The 18,679-nt window shown below is 38.6% G+C and carries 22 protein-coding genes; 7 read left to right on the top strand and 15 right to left on the bottom strand.

Going from position 1 to position 18,679, the window contains the following annotated elements:
• The first annotated feature begins 6 nt into the window (after positions 1-6).
• The 5 genes from J2R98_RS09385 (at position 7) to J2R98_RS14530 (ending at position 3,753) form a co-directional block, all read left to right on the top strand.
• Positions 7-621, top strand: a complete 615-nt coding sequence (locus J2R98_RS09385) for a phosphoribosylanthranilate isomerase (protein WP_307068339.1) — start codon at positions 7-9, stop codon at positions 619-621.
• A complete protein-coding gene (trpB, locus tag J2R98_RS09380; RefSeq protein ID WP_307068337.1) occupies positions 621-1,811 on the top strand; it encodes a tryptophan synthase subunit beta in 1,191 nt (396 codons plus the stop codon). Before J2R98_RS09385 ends, trpB begins: the two co-directional genes overlap by 1 nt.
• Positions 1,812-1,826: 15 nt before the next feature.
• Positions 1,827-2,618, top strand: coding sequence for a tryptophan synthase subunit alpha (trpA, locus tag J2R98_RS09375; RefSeq protein WP_307068335.1), 792 nt, complete (start codon positions 1,827-1,829; stop codon positions 2,616-2,618).
• An 18-nt stretch (positions 2,619-2,636) separates the two neighbouring features.
• Positions 2,637-3,377 carry a sulfite exporter TauE/SafE family protein gene (locus J2R98_RS09370; protein WP_307068333.1) on the top strand — a complete coding sequence of 247 codons (741 nt, stop codon included), beginning with the start codon at positions 2,637-2,639 and terminating at the stop codon, positions 3,375-3,377.
• 292 nt (positions 3,378-3,669) lie between these two features.
• The gene (locus J2R98_RS14530) at positions 3,670-3,753 is read left to right on the top strand and encodes a putative holin-like toxin (protein WP_370871972.1); all 84 of its coding nucleotides are present in this window, start codon (positions 3,670-3,672) and stop codon (positions 3,751-3,753) included.
• A gap of 628 nt (positions 3,754-4,381) precedes the next feature.
• Here the strand turns inward: J2R98_RS14530 and J2R98_RS09365 are convergent.
• Entirely contained in the window at positions 4,382-4,615 is a 234-nt protein-coding gene (locus J2R98_RS09365; RefSeq protein WP_307068331.1) for a hypothetical protein, read from the bottom strand.
• A gap of 252 nt (positions 4,616-4,867) precedes the next feature.
• Between J2R98_RS09365 and J2R98_RS09360 the strand changes: the two genes are divergently transcribed.
• Entirely contained in the window at positions 4,868-5,800 is a 933-nt protein-coding gene (locus tag J2R98_RS09360; RefSeq protein WP_307068329.1) for an ATP-grasp domain-containing protein, read from the top strand.
• 32 nt (positions 5,801-5,832) lie between these two features.
• Here the strand turns inward: J2R98_RS09360 and J2R98_RS09355 are convergent, their stop codons facing one another.
• The 4 genes from J2R98_RS09355 to J2R98_RS09340 all read right to left on the bottom strand — a co-directional run bounded on the left by J2R98_RS09355 (position 5,833) and on the right by J2R98_RS09340 (position 9,466).
• Positions 5,833-7,119 (bottom strand): alpha/beta hydrolase, encoded by a 1,287-nt coding sequence (locus tag J2R98_RS09355; RefSeq protein ID WP_307068327.1) that lies wholly within the window; start codon positions 7,117-7,119, stop codon positions 5,833-5,835.
• A 34-nt stretch (positions 7,120-7,153) separates the two neighbouring features.
• A complete protein-coding gene (locus J2R98_RS09350) occupies positions 7,154-7,645 on the bottom strand; it encodes a DUF456 domain-containing protein (RefSeq protein WP_307068326.1) in 492 nt (163 codons plus the stop codon).
• A gap of 14 nt (positions 7,646-7,659) precedes the next feature.
• Positions 7,660-8,205, bottom strand: a complete 546-nt coding sequence (locus J2R98_RS09345; protein ID WP_307068324.1) for a Rossmann-fold NAD(P)-binding domain-containing protein — start codon at positions 8,203-8,205, stop codon at positions 7,660-7,662.
• A gap of 604 nt (positions 8,206-8,809) precedes the next feature.
• Entirely contained in the window at positions 8,810-9,466 is a 657-nt protein-coding gene (locus J2R98_RS09340) for a DUF3889 domain-containing protein (protein ID WP_307068322.1), read from the bottom strand.
• Between the two features lie 209 nt (positions 9,467-9,675).
• Between J2R98_RS09340 and htpX the strand changes: the two genes are divergently transcribed.
• A complete protein-coding gene (htpX, locus tag J2R98_RS09335; protein ID WP_146816435.1) occupies positions 9,676-10,578 on the top strand; it encodes a protease HtpX in 903 nt (300 codons plus the stop codon).
• A gap of 34 nt (positions 10,579-10,612) precedes the next feature.
• Here htpX and J2R98_RS09330 read toward each other — a convergent pair whose 3' ends face one another.
• The 10 genes from J2R98_RS09330 to pcp form a co-directional block, all read right to left on the bottom strand.
• The gene (locus J2R98_RS09330) at positions 10,613-12,037 is read right to left on the bottom strand and encodes a hypothetical protein (protein WP_307068551.1); all 1,425 of its coding nucleotides are present in this window, start codon (positions 12,035-12,037) and stop codon (positions 10,613-10,615) included.
• A 228-nt stretch (positions 12,038-12,265) separates the two neighbouring features.
• Positions 12,266-12,832, bottom strand: a complete 567-nt coding sequence (locus J2R98_RS09325; protein ID WP_307068320.1) for an NADPH-dependent FMN reductase — start codon at positions 12,830-12,832, stop codon at positions 12,266-12,268.
• 87 nt (positions 12,833-12,919) lie between these two features.
• Complete coding sequence (locus J2R98_RS09320) at positions 12,920-13,405, bottom strand: hypothetical protein (protein ID WP_307068319.1); 486 nt, start codon at positions 13,403-13,405, stop codon at positions 12,920-12,922.
• A 72-nt stretch (positions 13,406-13,477) separates the two neighbouring features.
• Positions 13,478-13,648, bottom strand: coding sequence for a hypothetical protein (locus J2R98_RS09315; RefSeq protein ID WP_307068317.1), 171 nt, complete (start codon positions 13,646-13,648; stop codon positions 13,478-13,480).
• Positions 13,649-13,699: 51 nt separating this feature from the next.
• Positions 13,700-14,194, bottom strand: a complete 495-nt coding sequence (locus tag J2R98_RS09310) for a YwgA family protein (protein ID WP_307068314.1) — start codon at positions 14,192-14,194, stop codon at positions 13,700-13,702.
• A 12-nt stretch (positions 14,195-14,206) separates the two neighbouring features.
• Positions 14,207-15,505 (bottom strand): HD domain-containing protein, encoded by a 1,299-nt coding sequence (locus J2R98_RS09305; protein WP_307068312.1) that lies wholly within the window; start codon positions 15,503-15,505, stop codon positions 14,207-14,209.
• Positions 15,506-15,602: 97 nt separating this feature from the next.
• Positions 15,603-16,508 (bottom strand): 5-oxoprolinase subunit C family protein, encoded by a 906-nt coding sequence (locus tag J2R98_RS09300; protein WP_307068310.1) that lies wholly within the window; start codon positions 16,506-16,508, stop codon positions 15,603-15,605.
• Positions 16,509-16,541: 33 nt separating this feature from the next.
• A complete protein-coding gene (locus J2R98_RS09295; protein ID WP_307068308.1) occupies positions 16,542-17,300 on the bottom strand; it encodes a LamB/YcsF family protein in 759 nt (252 codons plus the stop codon).
• Positions 17,290-18,021 (bottom strand): 5-oxoprolinase subunit PxpB, encoded by a 732-nt coding sequence (gene pxpB / locus J2R98_RS09290; RefSeq protein ID WP_307068306.1) that lies wholly within the window; start codon positions 18,019-18,021, stop codon positions 17,290-17,292. Before pxpB ends, J2R98_RS09295 begins: the two co-directional genes overlap by 11 nt.
• Entirely contained in the window at positions 18,022-18,636 is a 615-nt protein-coding gene (gene pcp / locus J2R98_RS09285) for a pyroglutamyl-peptidase I (RefSeq protein ID WP_307068304.1), read from the bottom strand.
• Positions 18,637-18,679 lie beyond the last annotated feature (43 nt).

Raw genomic sequence — 18,679 nt, 5'->3', positions numbered from 1 at the left:
AATGAAATGACACACATTAAAATATGTGGAATCAAGCATGCCACCCACGCCTTTGAAGCTGTTCAGGCTGGTGCACAATTTTTAGGTTTCGTTTTTGCCGAAAGTAAAAGACAAGTAACGATTGAAAAAGCAAAACACATCTCTTCTCAACTCCCAACACACGTCAAAAAGGTTGGCGTATTCGTCAACGCATCACAAGAAGAGCTAGAGCATACAGCCAAAACGGTTGGACTTGATTTTGTTCAACTACATGGCGATGAGACACCTGAATTTTGCAAGCAGTTAACCGTCCCATATATTAAGTCATTCCGCGTTCGTAACGAGAGTGACTTAAAGCTGACACGAAAGTACGATGATGCAGATTACTTACTGTTAGATAGTGCAACAGGTCCATACCATGGCGGCAATGGGACGACATTTGACTGGCGTTTAGTCGAACAACTTCCTTTCAAGAAAGACCGTTTCATCTTAGCTGGCGGACTTAATCAAGACAATGTTAAGTCCGCTATTGATCAAACAAACCCTCGTGTCGTCGACGTCTCTAGTGGAGTTGAGTTAGAAGGTCAGAAAAACATTAACCTCATTCAATCATTTATCGAAACTGTAAAGGAGAATTCATAATGAATTATAGTGAACCTAACGCATATGGAATGTTCGGTCAATACGGCGGCCGCTTCATACCCGAAACATTAATGAGTGCAGTTCATGAACTAGAAGAATCTTATGAAAAAGCAATTAACGACCCAGCTTTCAATGATCGATTTCAAGAGATGCTAAAACAATACATCGGTCGTGAAAACCCGTTATACTTCGCCGAAAACTTAACAAACGAAGTAGGCGGAGCCAAAATCTATTTAAAACGTGAAGACTTAAACCATACAGGTGCACACAAGATTAATAATACAATCGGTCAAGCTTTGTTAGCTGAACGTATGGGGAAACGTAAAGTCGTTGCAGAAACAGGGGCAGGCCAGCATGGTGTTGCAACAGCGACAGTGTGCGCACTACTTAACTTAGAGTGCGTCATCTTCATGGGGACAGAAGATATTAAAAGACAAAAATTAAACGTCTTTCGTATGGAACTACTTGGTGCGAAAGTCGAATCAGTTGACCAAGGGAGCGCAACGTTAAAAGATGCTGTAAATGAAGCTTTACGATATTGGGTAACCAATGTTGAAGATACACATTATATTATGGGCTCTGTCTTAGGCCCTCACCCATTCCCGAAGATGGTACGCGACTTTCAAAGTGTCATTGGAAAAGAAACGAAGCATCAACACTTTGAAGCTGAAGGAACACTACCAAATGCGGTCGTTGCATGTGTTGGCGGAGGCAGTAACGCACTCGGAATGTTTTATCCGTTCGTAGAAGACCATGATGTACAGCTATTTGGTGTTGAAGCTGCTGGAAAAGGAGTTAATACCAATGAACATGCAGCGACGTTAACGAAAGGTTCAGTCGGTATTTTACACGGATCTATGATGTACTTACTTCAAGATGAATTGGGTCAAATTGAAGAAGCAAGTTCCATTTCAGCTGGACTCGATTACCCTGGTGTTGGTCCTGAGCATAGTCACTTAAAAGATACCGAACGTGTTAAATATAGTGCCATTACTGATGATGAAGCATTAAAGGCTTTTCAACTATTATCTCGATCTGAAGGGATTATACCAGCATTAGAAAGCTCTCACGCCGTTGCAGAAGCTATGAAACTAGCAAAAGAAATGAACAAAGATGAAACGATCGTCATCTGCCTGTCAGGTCGTGGCGATAAAGACGTTGAGTCCGTCAAACAATACTTAAACTCGTAAGGAGGAGGTTATTAAATGCAAACTGTCACGTATGGAAAAGACTATCTAAGAGCAACTTTAAATGAAACTATTAATGAAGGAAAGAAAATATTCATTCCGTATATAATGGCTGGAGATGGAGGGTTGAATTCTTTCATCCCTACTTTACAAAAACTAGACGAAGCCGGAGCAACAGCAATTGAAGTCGGCATTCCTTTTTCAGACCCTGTTGCGGATGGGCCAACAATTCAAGAAGCTGGCAAACGAGCACAAGACCTTGGGGTGACCTTGCCTCATATTATTGATATACTCAAAGAAGAACGAACTAAGATTCAATCACCGATCATTTTCATGACTTATATAAACCCTATATATAAATATGGCGTCGACCAATTCATGCTAGATGCAAAAGATGCTGGTATAGATGGACTAATCATCCCTGACTTACCACTTGAACAAACTAGTTTAATTGAAAAGGCTCGCCAACAAGCTAACATAGCTCAAATTCAGCTCGTATCATTGGCCAGTTCTAAAGAGCGTATGGAAAAAATCGCAGCTGCTTCAGAAGGGTTCCTTTACGCTGTAACCGTCAATGGTATTACAGGTGCTAGACAATCGTTTGATGATAGCTTAAGTGACCATTTTCAGTACCTAAAGTCTGTCAGCCCTGTCCCTGTTTTAGCCGGATTTGGAATATCAACACCTGACCACGTTAAACAATTAACTCAATATAGTGATGGTGTAGTCGTAGGCAGTAAGATTATTAACCTATTATACGAAAAGAAATTCGAAGAGATTAAACAATTAATTAAAGCTGCAGATCAGTAACAGAAAGATGTGAACAAAATGCTAGATTTAGTCATCCTATTTTTCGTCGGATTAACAGCAACTATTCTCGGAACATTAGCCGGTGGAGGTGGACTTGTCAGTTTGCCAGCAATGTTAGCACTAGGTGTCCCCGTCCATTCAGCCATTGGTGCTAACAAAGTGACCAATTCGATCAGTTCATTCGTCACCTTCCTAATGGTATTAAGGCATAAAGGTGTGACGATGAAAGAAGGGTTAAAGATCATTCCTGTTAGTTTAGGTGGTGGAGTTGCAGGAGGTGTCATCGCTTCCTCTCTACCACCTGATTTAATGTATCAACTCGCAATCGCACTATTGATCTTCGCATTCCTTTTTTCTTTCATTAGTAAAGGCGACTTTTCTGGAAAGAACCATTTCCGTTTTAAAACTCGAGGAACACCATTGTTATTCGGAATTGGAATGTATGATGGATTGTTTGGGCCTGGCCAAGGCACTTTAATGTTTTACGTATTTTCATACATGAGAATAGCTTACTATCGTGCAGTTGGACTGATGAGAATCGCGACATTCGCTAGTTGTTTTGGAGCGGCCATTAGCTTCATTGCAGCTGGCCATATTATTTGGACGATTACGTTTGCCTTAATTGGCGGTTCATTAATTGGAGCACAAGTCGGGGTACGCTTAGCCGGAAAGTTAAATCCTGATTATGTTAAACCTTTACTTCGCATCGTGACTGCAGCCCTAATTATACACATTATAATTGATCACGTGATTTTGTAGGGCATTTGAACGATTTTTTCAATGCTTTCATAAACAACTCTGTTCAATTTTAAAACAAGTATGAACTTGGACTTATATATACCTTTTAAAATAAACGCATTTGTTGGCAAATCTTATCGAAAATTATAATTTAAACATTATTAAAACCCTCTAGACACACTTGTTTAGAGGGTTTTGTAAGGCCAAAGGATTATCTATTACAAATATACAAAATTTTCTTATAATTTATGTTACAATGAAAGTTGTACAATAGGGTTCTCATGGGTGGTGGCTGGCTCTCTGAAAGAGGGTGATGCTTATGACTGTTTTTGAAACGCTCTTCTTAATGGTCTCTTTCGGATCATTAGTTGCAGCCATTCTGTCAGTTGGAAAGTGAGTAACCACCCATTAGCCTGGTGAGCTTGGGTGATTACCAAACCTGTAGCGAGCCGCTCCCTTTAGAGAGCTATTGTACAAAGCCATTGGTGTTGCCGCACCGATGGCTTCTCCTTTTGTGCGCTTCACTCTCCATTATTGTACATTAAAATACTTTAAATTCAAAGTATTTTAAAACATTACGACACCAGAACACCCTTCAATCAATACATCACCTTAATTATACTATATAACGAACAAATTATTAACAACTTTTTTATTTCAAGACGCACACACCGTTTAGTATATGTTTACAACTTTCTATTTATGAAAGCACTTGCTGAAAAAGTAATTGAGAATAATTCTCATTTAGTCGTTGACTCTCCACCCACTTTAGAGTTTATTATTTTATTCGAAATTGATCATCATCAGCAATTATCAAAAGAACAAGAATCTTGAGCAGAAAGTTTGTGTCATATGAAATTAAAATACTTAGTACCTGTTTAAATTGGTTTGTCCATCATTTCCCTTTTTATCGGAGCGACAAACATAAGTCTAATGGATATAAATCCAAATCCCTGTCACATAATAAAACACTCGCCTTCCCACTTAGACGAGTGTTTATTATGTAAGATAAGTCTTAAACTTAATTAGTAAAAGATTCTCCCTTTTTTCCTCTCTTTTCTTAACCTCCATATACCAAACAGCCAAATAACGGTGCCAACCTGCCATAACAATCGTTCATCGGCTACAAATACCGTATAATTCACAAATTCAATAACCGAATCCCAATCCTTATTTGGATAAACAAAAATTACCGGGATTAAGCCGATAAGAACAGAGAGTATTCCAACCCAAATTAATACTTTAGCAAATGCTTTCAATTTTTATTCCCCCAATTAAAACACCCTGGAGTTTTCTTCTCAAATTACGTATGCCGAATTTTCAGACTTTTGTACCATTGTAGCATAAAACGATTGTTTTGAAAGTAATAATTTGAATTTAATTGAGGATTGATTCTGAAGTTAAACTTTAGTTTTTTTAATGAATTTAAAGATACTTGAAACCTTATCGTTTCCATTTCAACGCATTTACAATATACTAGTAAACAGATAGGAATTAAAGGAGTTGAGTTAATGACACACAAAATATATGTCATACATGAAAATTCTGAGTGGACAGAACCTTTGTTTAAAGCATTAGATCAATTAGAAGTACCATACGAAGATTGGTTTATTCATGAAGGTTCAATCGATTTGACAGAAGAACCTCCCGAAGGAATCTTCTACAATAGAATGAGTGCTTCTTCCCACACGCGTAACCATCGTTATTCACCTGAGCTTGCAACAGCTGTAATAGCTTGGTTAGAACAACATAATCGCACTGTCCTCAATGGAAGTCATGCGTTAGACCTTGAAATTAATAAAGCAAGACAATATACTGCTTTACAAAAAGTTGGCATTCAAACACCTAAAACAATTGTCACTGTTGGGAAACAGCAATTGATTGAAGCAGCTCACAATATGGAGAAGCCATTTATTACGAAGCATAACCGAGCCGGAAAAGGATTAGGAGTACAACTTTTTCATAGTATAGAAGCTTTGGAAAGATACGTTTATAGTCATGATTTTGAAGAGCCTATTGATGGTATTACATTACTTCAACAGTATATTGAGTCACCTGATGCATCGATTACTCGCTGTGAATTTATTGACGGGAAGTTCTTCTATGCTGTTCAAGTTGACACCTCAGAAGGATTCGAGTTATGTCCTGCCGATGCTTGCTCTATTGATGATCAGTTTTGTATGACGACGGAAAATACTCGAGAGAAGTTTCAAATAATAAGCGGATTCGAACATCCTATTATTCAGCAGTACGAAACGTTTTTGAACGATAATAGAATTGATTTTGCTGGCATTGAGTTCATTTATGACTCAGATGGCAACATATTCACTTATGATGTCAATACAAATACGAACTACAACTCAGATGCCGAAAGCAAAGTCAACCTTTATGGTATGCAAGAAATCGCTAATACTCTCAACCGTTACTTAAACAAAGTCTATTAATAGAGTTAAAAAAGTCCCTAAAGCTATGTGCCTTAGGGACTTAAACGTTCAATAAACTGGTTAATCTCCTCAACTAATTCCTCTGATAATGGAATTGACGGATCAGCATAAGATGACATGTCATCAGGACTCGCGGAGTCTTTCAACACATGATTCATACCATCCACAATGACTAAATCATTATTTGGATATGATTCAGCTAAATTCTCCGCATCTTCAACAAACACTTGAGTATCATGCGTGCCTTGCACAATTAATGTTGGGACATTAATTGAAGTAGCTATGTCTGTTGGGTTATAAGTAAACCATGTTGCTAAAAACGGCTGAACGGTTGGCCTAAATAAGCTATACAATTCACTGCTTACTTCTTCAACATATTCACCGTCAACCAAGCTTTCAATAATCATTTCCGCTTCTTCTAGCAAATCACCTGTTAATTGACCTTCCAGTTGGTCATGTAAAACTTCATCCATCGGTCGTCCGGCACCAGCAAGTGAAATTAAACCATCCACATCAAGCTGTAAAGCTGCCAAACTACCAATTAACACTCCTTGACTATGTCCTACCACAATTACTTCATCGTACTGTTCCTTTCCGTCTAACTTTTGTAACCATTTCACTGCATCTTCCACTAGGTCTTCAATGGCTAACTCTTCTTCTGGGATCGTTACTTCACTATTTTCACCCGCACCACGTTTACTATATCTCAAACTTGCTACATTTTGTTCAGCTAAAGTCTCAGCTACCATTTTCAAGCTATCATTTTCCATACCTGGTGCATTACCGTTTCGATCTGTTGGGCCAGAACCAGGAATTATTAATGCAACTGTATTAGTATCTTCTCCTTCTGGCTCTAACAGCTCACCTTGTAACGGCCCGAACTCCGTATCAACAGTCAGCCAATTAATTCCCTCTTGATCATCTTCTTCTGCAAGCAAACCACGTTCAAGCTTAAAATCAAAGGTGTGCCCTTGTTGATTAAAATCACCTTCAAACGTTTCATTCTCAGTTAACTCACCTTCAAACTCAATAAACTGTCCTGGAATATCCATCTCAAAGCTTACCACTTCCTCCTCAACCTCTAAATCAGAAAGTGGATACCGATCAATACCTTGTACAGGAATGCTGATAAAACCAATGATTTCTTCATCTTCCTCTTCTTCAAATGACACTTGAATATTTAACGGAACTTCAGGTACTTCTATAGTACCATGCCAATCACCTAATAAATCTTCTAACACATTCTCTTCTACCTCAGGTTCTTCCCCATTGGAACAACCGACAACAAATAACAACACCGCTAACAAAAATATTTTCACTAGCTACTACCTCACTTAGTCATATAATAGGAACTCAAATAATCACCAATACAAAGAACCAAACAATCATTACGGTTAAGACAACGAACTTTGCAAATGCACCGCCCAAAAACCCTAACAATGAGCCAATTGATGCTTTAAATGCTTCTTCGGTCGTTCGCCTTTGCAACATCTCCACTACGAACACTGCAACAGTAGGAACTATTAAAATGCCGAATGGCGGAATAATAAAAGACCCGACAATGACACCAATAGCAGCTGCCCATTCTCCTCGTTTTGATCCTCCGTACTTTTTAACGAAATAACTATTTGCAATAATATCAGCAACTATGACAATCACAGTTAATACAACCATCGACCACCAAAAAAATGCTGTTAATGGTTCGTTATTAATGGCAAAGTGATAGACCAGAAAACCACCCCAAATGACAAGCGGGGCTGGAATAATCGGAAATATAATACCAGCATAACTTGATAAGAACAGTACTATAACTAAAATCCACCATAAAATATCTACAAAACCCATTTAGTTCACTCACTTTACGGACGTTGGTCCCAAGGCTCTAACTGTCCAATAATATATCGATCTTTTTGTTTGTTAATAGCATCTATTACACCTTTTGAAATTTCTTCATGAGTTAACCACCTTGATCTACTTGAAAGCTCATCGATCATAAACCCAAGTTGAACTTGGCTATAGCGACAATGACTAGGTACTTTTATGCTATCCCGTATTTGTTCAAGGTTAGCGCGACTACCTGTCACATGAAATAAGGACCACTCTTTATTATTGTTCACTGATTTAATTATAACAGATAACGGGTCTTTACCCGCAACATTGTGAACCCATGCAATTACTAAGTCAAATGGCCCGTTTAGTCTTTGTGCTTCTTGTAATTTTGACATAAGTTGTTCTTCATACCTATAATCAGCCAATATAGCGTTAACGTTTGATTGACCTCTTGTCACTTGTTCCATCTTTTCTTCAGTTCGTCCAATGACTGAAACATAACGAGCTTGTTTAGCCACCCACAACGTGGTATCACGCAACATTCCTGTTCCACCTACAACTAATACATGTTTCACTATACCATCCCCTATAACTTTAAATTTCTATTAATCGGTTGCTAATTCCTTCTGATAGTTTTAACTACAAACATAAAAAAAGGCTGAGACAGAACTGATTGTAAAACAAAAGCCCGAACGAAGTCACCTTTTGACTTCGTTCGGGTTTATCTTTTAGCTTCGCTCCATCAAAATGCTACGCTTTCACCCGCAGGGCACAAGTGCAACATCTGCTCAAACTCCCTACGGTCGCTTGTCGCAGTGTTTTCTATGCAGGGGCGGCTGGTGAGCCAAGCTACTACTTCGAGTAACATCCTTGTGCTTTGCACCGAGGAAGCTACTTCGAAGCATAGCTAGTAGACGCAGGTGCATCCCTGGGGTCTCACCCTGGCCTTTGCCATGACGACCTGGACGGTCTAATGTCGGCGTTGGTCACAAATGCAGATTTCTTTAACTTCTGCGCTTTAATTTGCGCCGAGTAACCGCAGGCGCAGGACGTGACCGCTTTTAGCCGACCAGGAGTCTACGCATTTTGATTCCGCTAGGTGACTGCTCAACTAAGCTGAAATGTCAATTGTTCGTGTTTTCATCAAACTCCAACCCTTTTGTCTCAACCTCTTGTCTATTACCCGTTATTATGATCAAACTCAACTTCTTCTAAATCAAATGACATTACGCGATCAGTTTGTGGATTATAAGTCACTGTTCCTCTCACTTTAACGCGTTCATCACCTGATTCTACGATAAACTCATATGTTTCTCGACGTCGGTCATCAGACAACTCTTCTTCACCAATAAATTCATAATCTGTTACATCATACCTTGGATAAGCGACTTGCAATACTTCTAGTAAATATCGTCCAAACATTTCTTCCTCTAACTCTGGTGATGGCTTGATTTCGACATCAATAATACCAAAGTCTAAATCTGCTCCTAACGCTAAGAAAGCTTGACGATGTAAATTTAAACGGTGAGGCGGGTAACCGTCTACAGTATCAACAACTTTCACTAAAATTTCGCGGCCAGTTTCAGGAAACTTCACCTTTAATATTTCACCACATTCATAAGGTGCTTGATTACTAACAGCCGTCGTCATATACTCCAAATCAGACCATGGGATATTACATTTTGTCACTTCCCCACCTTCTGTCCACGTCGATTGACCTTCGACCCAGTCGTTGTTGTCACGTCCAGTGAACGTTTGATTAGACATCGGATCATATACATACGTACACGAACCATCCCTAACAAAATCATTTGTATAAAAATAATATGGGTTCATTTAAATCCTCCTGTATTTGAACATAGTTCTATGTCATATCATATGTTGGTCTATGCTTGGACGGTGACTTGAGACAACATGTGTACGTAAACATTATTTAAATTGTTTAACATGTGAAACTTTTCTCACTCTACAATAGCTACTCATTTTCCACTTGTCATTTTCGTGGTATAATATACGAGGACAAACAAGAAAGGTAGGGGAGTTTAGTGGGTAAAAGAATACTGTTTTTCTTATTAACAAACATTCTCGTTTTAACAACAATTGTCATTGTTTGGTCTGTCATCACATCATACACAAACATTGGGCCGTTATATGATGGTACAGGCAATATCGGAAGTTATGGCGCATTAGCGCTATTCAGTATCATCGTCGGTTTTGCTGGTGCCTTTATTTCCTTAGGTATGTCACGTTGGATGGCTAAGAAAATGATGAAGGTTCACGTATTAGACCCTGATGATAACTTATCAACAGCAGAGCGCCAATTAGTTGAGCGCGTTCACCGTCTATCACGCGCTGCAGGCTTAATGCATATGCCTGAAGTTGGTATTTATCGTTCAAAAGAGGTTAACGCTTTTGCAACAGGACCAAGTAAGAAACGCTCATTAGTCGCTGTTTCAACTGGTCTATTAGAGTCAATGGATGACGATGCAGTTGAAGGTGTATTAGCACACGAAGTGGCTCACGTATCAAATGGTGATATGGTTACGATGACACTACTACAAGGTGTTATTAACACGTTTGTTGTATTCTTATCACGCATCGTAGCAGCTATTGTAGCAAACTTTGTACGTGCAGAAATGCGTATGATTGTTCACTTTGCTGCGATCATCATATTCCAAATTCTATTCTCAATTTTAGGAAGCCTTGTCGTCATGGCGTTCTCACGTTACCGCGAATTCCATGCAGACCGAGGTGGTGCAGATTTAGCTGGTAAAGATAAAATGGCCCATGCACTACGTTCATTACAGAACACTGTTGCTAGCGTTAATGACAACAGCAACGATAGTGCAATCCAAACAATGAAAATTAACAATAAAGGCGGAGTTGCAAGATTATTCTCATCTCACCCAGACTTAGATGAGCGCATTCGCCGTTTAGAGCAAAAATAAACAAAAGGTTGGCTTATTAAAGCCAACCTTTTTATTACCAAATCCATAAAGCAATGAAAGTCGCCAGAATTAAACCTGCCATAACTGGGATAAAGTTTTTCCGAGCTAACTCCATGACAGATACACCACAAAACCCTGCTACAGCAACGAGCGACGACCAAGCCACAAGCGCTCCTCCTCCAGTCCAAATAGATCCTAACTGACCAATTGCAGCTAACGTTGTTGCATCAACTCCACCAGTCGCTAAAGCACCTGATAAGGCACCCGTTAACGGTAAACCTGAGAACCCAGACCCATCTAATCCAGTAATAATACCAACAAGCAAGATACCAAATGCAGTTAAAAAGGTACTTTCAGGAATGGCTGCTTGCCCCGCCTCTACTAACTCGAATAAAAACGCAGGCGGTTGCACATCACCTAAGGACATAATGCTCCCTGAGAATTCACCACTTCCTAAAAAGAAGAACCCTGCAATTGGAATAACTGGACCCATCGCTTTAAAAGCAAACACGAAACCATTTGTAATATGTTCACTTATACGATCTAAAGCCTTTACTTTTCCAAAGGCGAGTGAAGCTAAAGCAAGTAATAATACAGCAACTCCTCCAATTAACGCTGCACCATCGCCTCCTTCAAACCCACCTGTACGTCCACCAGTTATCTTTGTATAAATCATAAAAATCATAACCCCTAACATGGCAAGAGGAACTAAAATAGCGAAAACTTTTCTCCATTTATGATTGGCAAGGGATTCGTTCTTTTTCGAAGTCTCCTGTTGACCTGGTAACTTTTTAAGCTCTTCTTTGTTTAATGGATCAGTTGGTTTTCTAATCTTCTTTCTAAACATTAAATAAGTGATACTAAGAGCCAATGCACCTGAAACGAGAGATAATATCAACGCTTTATCAGCAATTACACTAGCATTTAACCCTGCTGATGAGGCGCTCAAAGTTGGTGCAATTTGCATAATATAGTCTGACGACAATGCCATCCCTTGCCCTGCTAAGGCGACGACCATCGCTGCAGCCATGATCGGTAACCCTGCTCTTACAGCCGCAGGCACTAACAATGCACAAATTAACGGTACTGCTGGTGTTGGCCAAAAGAAGAGTGAGATCACAAATGTTATACCTATTAATACGACAAAAGCAACATGGCCATTCGTCATAAACTTTTGCACTGGTGCGATCATTTGTTGGTCAGCACCTAAATCTTTTAAAGAGTGTAAGAGTGCGACCATAAAAGTTATGATTAAGAAGATGCTAAACAATTCAGTTGCTGCTGTTAAGTTAGCATTAAACACAGACGTAAAGCCTGTTACTAAACTGCCGCTATAAACCCACGCAACTAAGAATGTCCCTATTAATGTCGGTAAAACAACACCTTTACGGAACACCATAGTTAAAATGACAACAAGTGTCACTAAAGCATATAAACCATGTGAAATGGTTAACTCCATCATAATGCCCCCTCCTTTGAGAGCATCATATGTACACTTGCCTATATTGGTTCCACATGTGTATAACTTTTTGATTAAATATTTTCAGTATTATATATACTGTGGATAAGCTAACCTATTCACAAAGTTATTCACTTTTTCTACATTAATTCACATTTAAATACGAAGTTCACCCTTTTTATCCACAAAAAAAGCCGGGCGGAAAAGTTCCACCCGACTATTACTTAATTATGCATGAACTAACTTCGCTTCAACTTGAACGAACAATGCATCTAGTAACTTTTTATAATTTTCAACTTCGACTTCTGGTAAATGAAGGTTACCATTGTCATCTAACATATCATAAATACCACTAATCATGACACGTGGCTGCGCAGGCACTTGAACACCTAAGTGGCTTAATACTTCACGTAAATGAAGCTGTGCTTGAATTGTTCCACTTTGTCCAGGTGTACCACCAATAACACCAGCAACTTTGCCACCAATTGAATTATCTCCAGCTGGCCTAGTCATCCAATCGATTGCATTTTTAAGCGGTCCAGAATATGAACCATTATATTGAGGTGTGGCAAACAGAACAATATCTGCACCTTCAATTTGGTCTTTTAACTTCTGTACACTTTCAGGAACTGGTTTTTCTATATCTTCATTAAATACTGGAACATTTGAATAATCCGCGTATTCATACTCTACATTTTCTGGAAGCATTGTTTTAACTAAGTCTAACAACTTCTTATTAACAGAGTCTTGACGTAAACTACCACTAACACCTACGATTTTTAATTGACGATCCATAACTATGTCACTCCTATATTAAGTCTATTAATTTCATCGTAAATGTTTCATATTATAAGCGCAAACATCTTGCTTGTCCACACAGTTTTACTCACCTATTTTGTAGACTAAAACGATCGCAGTAAAAAAAGAAAGACTCATATACATAAGGAATGTATTAACATTATACAATTGATGATTCATATGACTAGACAAGAATACCGTCGACACAGAATCAATATAATCCCAATCAATATAACCAAACTGATTTTCAAATAAATCGACGATCTGTTGGCGATATGTTTCAATAGATTTCTGCTGATAACTTATCGCAATCCCCCAATGAATTGATACAAAAATCGCCGAAATGATTAACCAATGTCCTAATACATACGGTCGCACCAACTCATACCATAAATAGACTAAGTAAAAAAACAACCCTACTAACAATACGATAAATGGTAAAGCTCGATTAACAGGATCTGCTGGCTGTCCTGGAAGGGTACTCATTGAGCCAACCTGTAAAAACATAGCAAAAACAAGTACTGTTATAATGATTAATAAGGACGTTGGTCGGGCTAACAGCTTCTTCAACTAAATCCCCTCCATCATCAACTGTTACTTATACTTTATGAATAAAAAAGGGGAATTAGACTAAAGCCAAGTTTAAAACCAAGTTGATAATATTAGAAAGATTACAGCCACTAACCCAGCTAAAATAAACCACGAATACATATGTTTTGGCCTTCTAATAATATCAACTATTATGAAGACGATAGCACCTAACAATATAGGGGGAATTAAAAAGAAAGCTAAAAACCAAATAACACTCGCCATATTTAAAAATCCTCCCTACAAAAAAGAAGAGGTTATCACCCCTTCTTCATACTAGTGTTTCATATCACTAATAAAGCGCCATGCTTCTTCAAAATCCGCTTCAGTATAGTTCTGTTGACTTTTAACTGTACGCACCTTGTCTTCAATTTCTTCTTTTGAGAAGTTATCAAAATACAACATGGTCGATACTAACTCTAAAAATTTAGAGCTTTGTTCATCCATTTTTTGAATAACTGAATCCATATTCGGTGTCGTGACCCCAGACTCACTTAGGAAGCCTGCACCACGGTCTGTTAAATGATAACGATACTGATAATAGCCTTTTTCCTTCTCTTTTGCTTCATCTAAAAAGCCTAAGTTACACAACTCTTCAATTCGTGTTGATAATTCTTCAGAATAAGGACCATAAAAATGAAATGAATAACGCTCAGAAAAATCAAAGCCACACTTTTTTAAGATATAAACCATTTTTTGCAGTCTTTTACGACCTACTACTTCTTGTGCTTGTTCAAAAAATGCCATTAGCCTCGCGTGATCCTCTAACATGAACACAACTCCTTACCCTTTCAAAATTTCATATATCCGCTTCTTGATGTCGCTTTCTTCTGGAAGTTGCTCTATTAAATCTTTAGCAAAATATAATTTATGATCTGTTCGTTTCTTACCTGATATCGATTCAACAATATCAGATTGACGTGATAGTTCTTTTAATTCGCCTGTTGGCAATTGTAAGTGAATCGGAAGGCGTTCTTCCTCCTCACCAGGTCGATAGAAATCATAAGGCAAGTCAGATGAAGAATCAACTTCTAAATAATAAGTAGGATCGACTCCTGCCTCTGTAAAACACTCTTTCAAGTCCATCAGTTCTCTATACTGATTACCAGGGTCGAATTCAACGTATTTAAATAAGTCACGATCGACAAATCGACGACACAAATCAGATAAGATTGCATCCTCTTCTTCTTTCCATATGTGGAAATAATAAAATACCACATTCTCATCTAACTTTAAATAGTCCTCTAAGCTCACTTCTTTTAAGAAAAAGCTCTCGAAGTGCATCGGCTTCAGCTTGAACTCATATTCATTCGCTAAATATAATTCTTTCGCTCGGTGTAAAATTTTAGATAAAATGACTTCTGCACTTCTTGTTACCGGATGAAAATAAACTTGCCAATACATTTGATATCGGCTCATAATATAATCTTCTACAGCATGCATACCACTTTCTTTAATAACCATTTGGTCTTCCATAGGGCGCATGACACGTAATATACGCTCCATATCAAAATGGCCATAACTCACTCCAGTGAAGTATGCATCGCGTTGTAAGTAATCCATGCGATCAGCATCAATTTGACTCGAGATGAGACTGACAACTAATTTATTAGAATATGTCTTATGTATAACATCGGCAACATCTTGTGGAAAGTTTTCATCTACACGGCGTAAAATTTCATTAACTTTCGTATCACCTAATATAATTGCTCTCGTGTAATCTTCATGGTCTAAATCAAACACTTTCTCAAACGAATGTGAAAACGGCCCATGCCCTAAATCATGAAGCAATGAAGCACACAAACATAATAAACGTTCATCATCATCCCAAAATGGTTGGTCACGGAAATTCTCAATAATTCTACGTACAATTTCATAAACACCTAAAGAATGGTTGAAACGACTATGTTCTGCACCGTGGAAAGTTAAATACGTCGTGCCCAATTGTTTAATCCGTCTTAGACGCTGAAACTCAGGTGTACCAATCAAGTCCCAAATCACTCGATCACGGACGTGAATATAGCGGTGAACAGGGTCTTTAAACACCTTCTCTTCGTTTAATTTTTCATCACGATATGCCATTTTTCCCGACCTTTCTATCACTCTCTATGTCTTAAAGTTATTATAGCTTTTTTCAACTTTAAATAAAACAGTCATAGCTATTTAAATATGATGAAATTTAATACCTCTTCCATGACTGTTGCAACCACTCCGCTTCTTTAACAGATACTCTTTCGAATTGAACGGTAGCACCTGGAGCCATTTGGGCAAGTTTCCAATGATCAGCAGAAATCACGGTTCCTATAGTAGTATACCCACCAGTTGTTTGACGATCAGCTAACAATATCATGGGCTGTCCATTAGCTGGTACTTGAATGGTTCCATAAGTAACAGCATCCGACACAATATCAGCCGTACTATGATGAACTAAAGGGTCGCCTTCTAACACACATCCCATACGGTCACCTTTTTTAAAGACATAACTAGATTGGTAGAACCTAGTTACTGAAGAAGACGTGAATTCAGATTCCACCTGGCTTGTAATAACCCTCAATGTCACTGTTTTCGTAAGTACAGGGCGCAAATCCCGACGCAAAGCACTTAAAGAAGGCTGAACACCCTCAACCTGACCTACTTTAACAACGTCTCCTTCTACTAACCTACTCCCCATCTCCCCTTTTTCAAAAGTGGATTGACTACCTAGCCACCTCTCTGACTGTATACCGCCGGCGACACAAAGATAAGCCCTCATACCATGGATCGGCCTTTCAAAGATTAGTTGTTGCCCTTGTTGTACTCTGATCGTTTCCCATAAAGGAACAGGTTCATAGTCAATATGCGCTGCTAAATCTCCGCCAGTTATACAAATGACAGTATCGTATTTGAAAGTTAATTCAGTGCCACCAAACGTAACCTCAAGTGCAGCAAAGCCTTCTGAATTATTTAATAATCGGTTTCCCATAATTAACGCATAACGATCCATTGCACCTGATACTGGCACACCTAAATGTTGATAACCAGGTCTTCCTAAATCTTGAACAGATAAAAACAGACCTGGTTTATTGACTTGAATGAGTTGTTTCATTTACATCACCTAACGTATTAATCAAACGTTTGATTAATAATTAATTGCTTGGACATTGACACGTTCAGCTTCTAACATATCGCGTATAGCTTTAGCATGATTATAAGCAGACTGTCCGTCCCCATGAAGACAGAGAGTATCAGCTTGTATTGGAATCTTTTTATTTGAAGTTGTCGTCACTACTCCTTCAAAGATGAATTCATATACTTGCTTCTTAATTGATTCTAGATTAGTAAGCACTGCACCTTCAGATTGACGGGATGTTAAAAGACCCTCTTCTGTATACGTACGATCAGCAAACACTTCAGAAGCGTACGCTAAATCTAGCTGCTTAGCTACTTCAATTAGTTGACTATTAGCCAAACCATACAACACTAAGTCTCGATCAACATCTTTAACGGCTTGAGCGATCGCTAATGCTAGATTTCGGTCTTTAGCCGCTGCATTATACAAAGCGCCATGTGGTTTAACGTGGTGTAATTGAATACCTTCAACCATACAGAACGCTTTGACTGCTCCAACTTGGTAAACAACGAGCTGGTAAACTTCTTCAGCAGGGATCTCCATGTTTCGCCGGCCAAACCCGAGTAAGTCTGGATACCCTGGGTGGGCCCCTATAGCGACATTGGCCTCTTTTGCTCGTTTAATCGCTTGTGGAATGGTTCGATAATCACCAGCATGATAACCACATGCAACATTAGCTGACGTAATGACACTCATTAGCTTCTCATCATCACCTAAAATGTATTGGCCAAAACTCTCTCCTAAATCAGCATTAATATCAATCCTCAAACTTATTCCCCCTTACTTGAACAAAGTCTTCAACACACCCTTTATCTTTAATCCAATCATACTCTGAACGTGACACTGAGAAAAATTTCAACTGATCTCCTATCTCAAACAAAGCAGGTTGTCCTCGTTTAACATTAAACAGTTCAATCGGTGTGTTGCCTATGATGTGCCAACCTCCAGGTGAAGACACTGGGTAAACACCCGTTTGCTTTCCTGCAATGCCTACACTACCTCTTGGTACCTCTGCTCGTGGCGTTTGTAAGCGTGGTGTTTCAAGCTTGTCATTTAACCCACCCAAATAAGGGAATCCTGGTAAAAAGCCAACCATATAAACTAAATAATTAGGTTCACTATGGCGTTTAACTACTTCTTCTGTGGTCATTTTGTGATAATCCGCTAATGATTGTAGATCTGGTGCAAACTCATCTTGATAACAGACAGGTAGATTAATAACCTTTTTTTCACTTAAACTTTCTTCTAATTGAACAGTTTTCAATACATCTTGAATACATTGTTCAACTTCAAAATATGAAACCGTTCGCCAATTATAATAGACAGCAACAGAACGGTATGTGGGAACTAGGTCTGTCACAAATGAAATACGAGCACGTTGTAAACTTTTATAAGTTGCCACCACTTGCTCATGCAAAGACCTTGAAATTTCGGCACCAAACGAAATAATTAGAGCTTGATTTCCTAGTGGGTGTAATGAATAATTCATTCATGTTTCATCCTTTATACAAGCTAAACATACCCGTACCGCTTCATTTAAATCTGTTTGTGACCAACTAGGTACCTTTCCGTGTTCTATTGCTAATTCATGAGATGCTGGTATATGAATAAAGCCAGCTGGGATTCGTTGACCTTGTTGCTCGACAAAGTTTAAAGCTTGGTACATGACATGATTACATAAATACGTCCCGGCAGAATTAGAAATTTCAGCTGGGTAGCCCTTTTCCTTTAATTTACTCACCATTTCACGGACCGGTAACGTACTAAACAGCCCGTCAGAACCCCCTTCAACAATAGGCTCCCCACTTGGGATACGTCCATTATTGTCCGGTTCTCCTCCATCATTACAGTTAATTGCAATTCTTTCAGGCGTTACTTTGGTTCTACCTCCAGCTAAACCAAGTGATACAATTGCGTCTGGTTTCGTTTCATCAATTGCATTGAGCAATTCTTTTCCGCTCGTTGAAAAATCAACTGGCAACACTCTAGTTATAACTTCATACCCATTAATCGAACTACCATCTAGATGCTTAACGACTTCCATCGTTGGGTTTAGTTTAAAATTTAAAAATGGTTCAAATCCTGTTAATAATAACTTTTTCATTCAATCACCTTCAATTTGTCTTAATATTGTTTCTATTTTAGCA

It is taken from the genome of Alkalibacillus filiformis, assembly GCF_030814115.1.
Taxonomy (GTDB): Bacteria; Bacillota; Bacilli; order Bacillales; family Alkalibacillaceae; genus Alkalibacillus; species Alkalibacillus filiformis.
The sequence above is the reverse complement of the archived record's forward strand: the minus strand, read 5'-3'. Positions and strand labels throughout refer to the sequence as shown.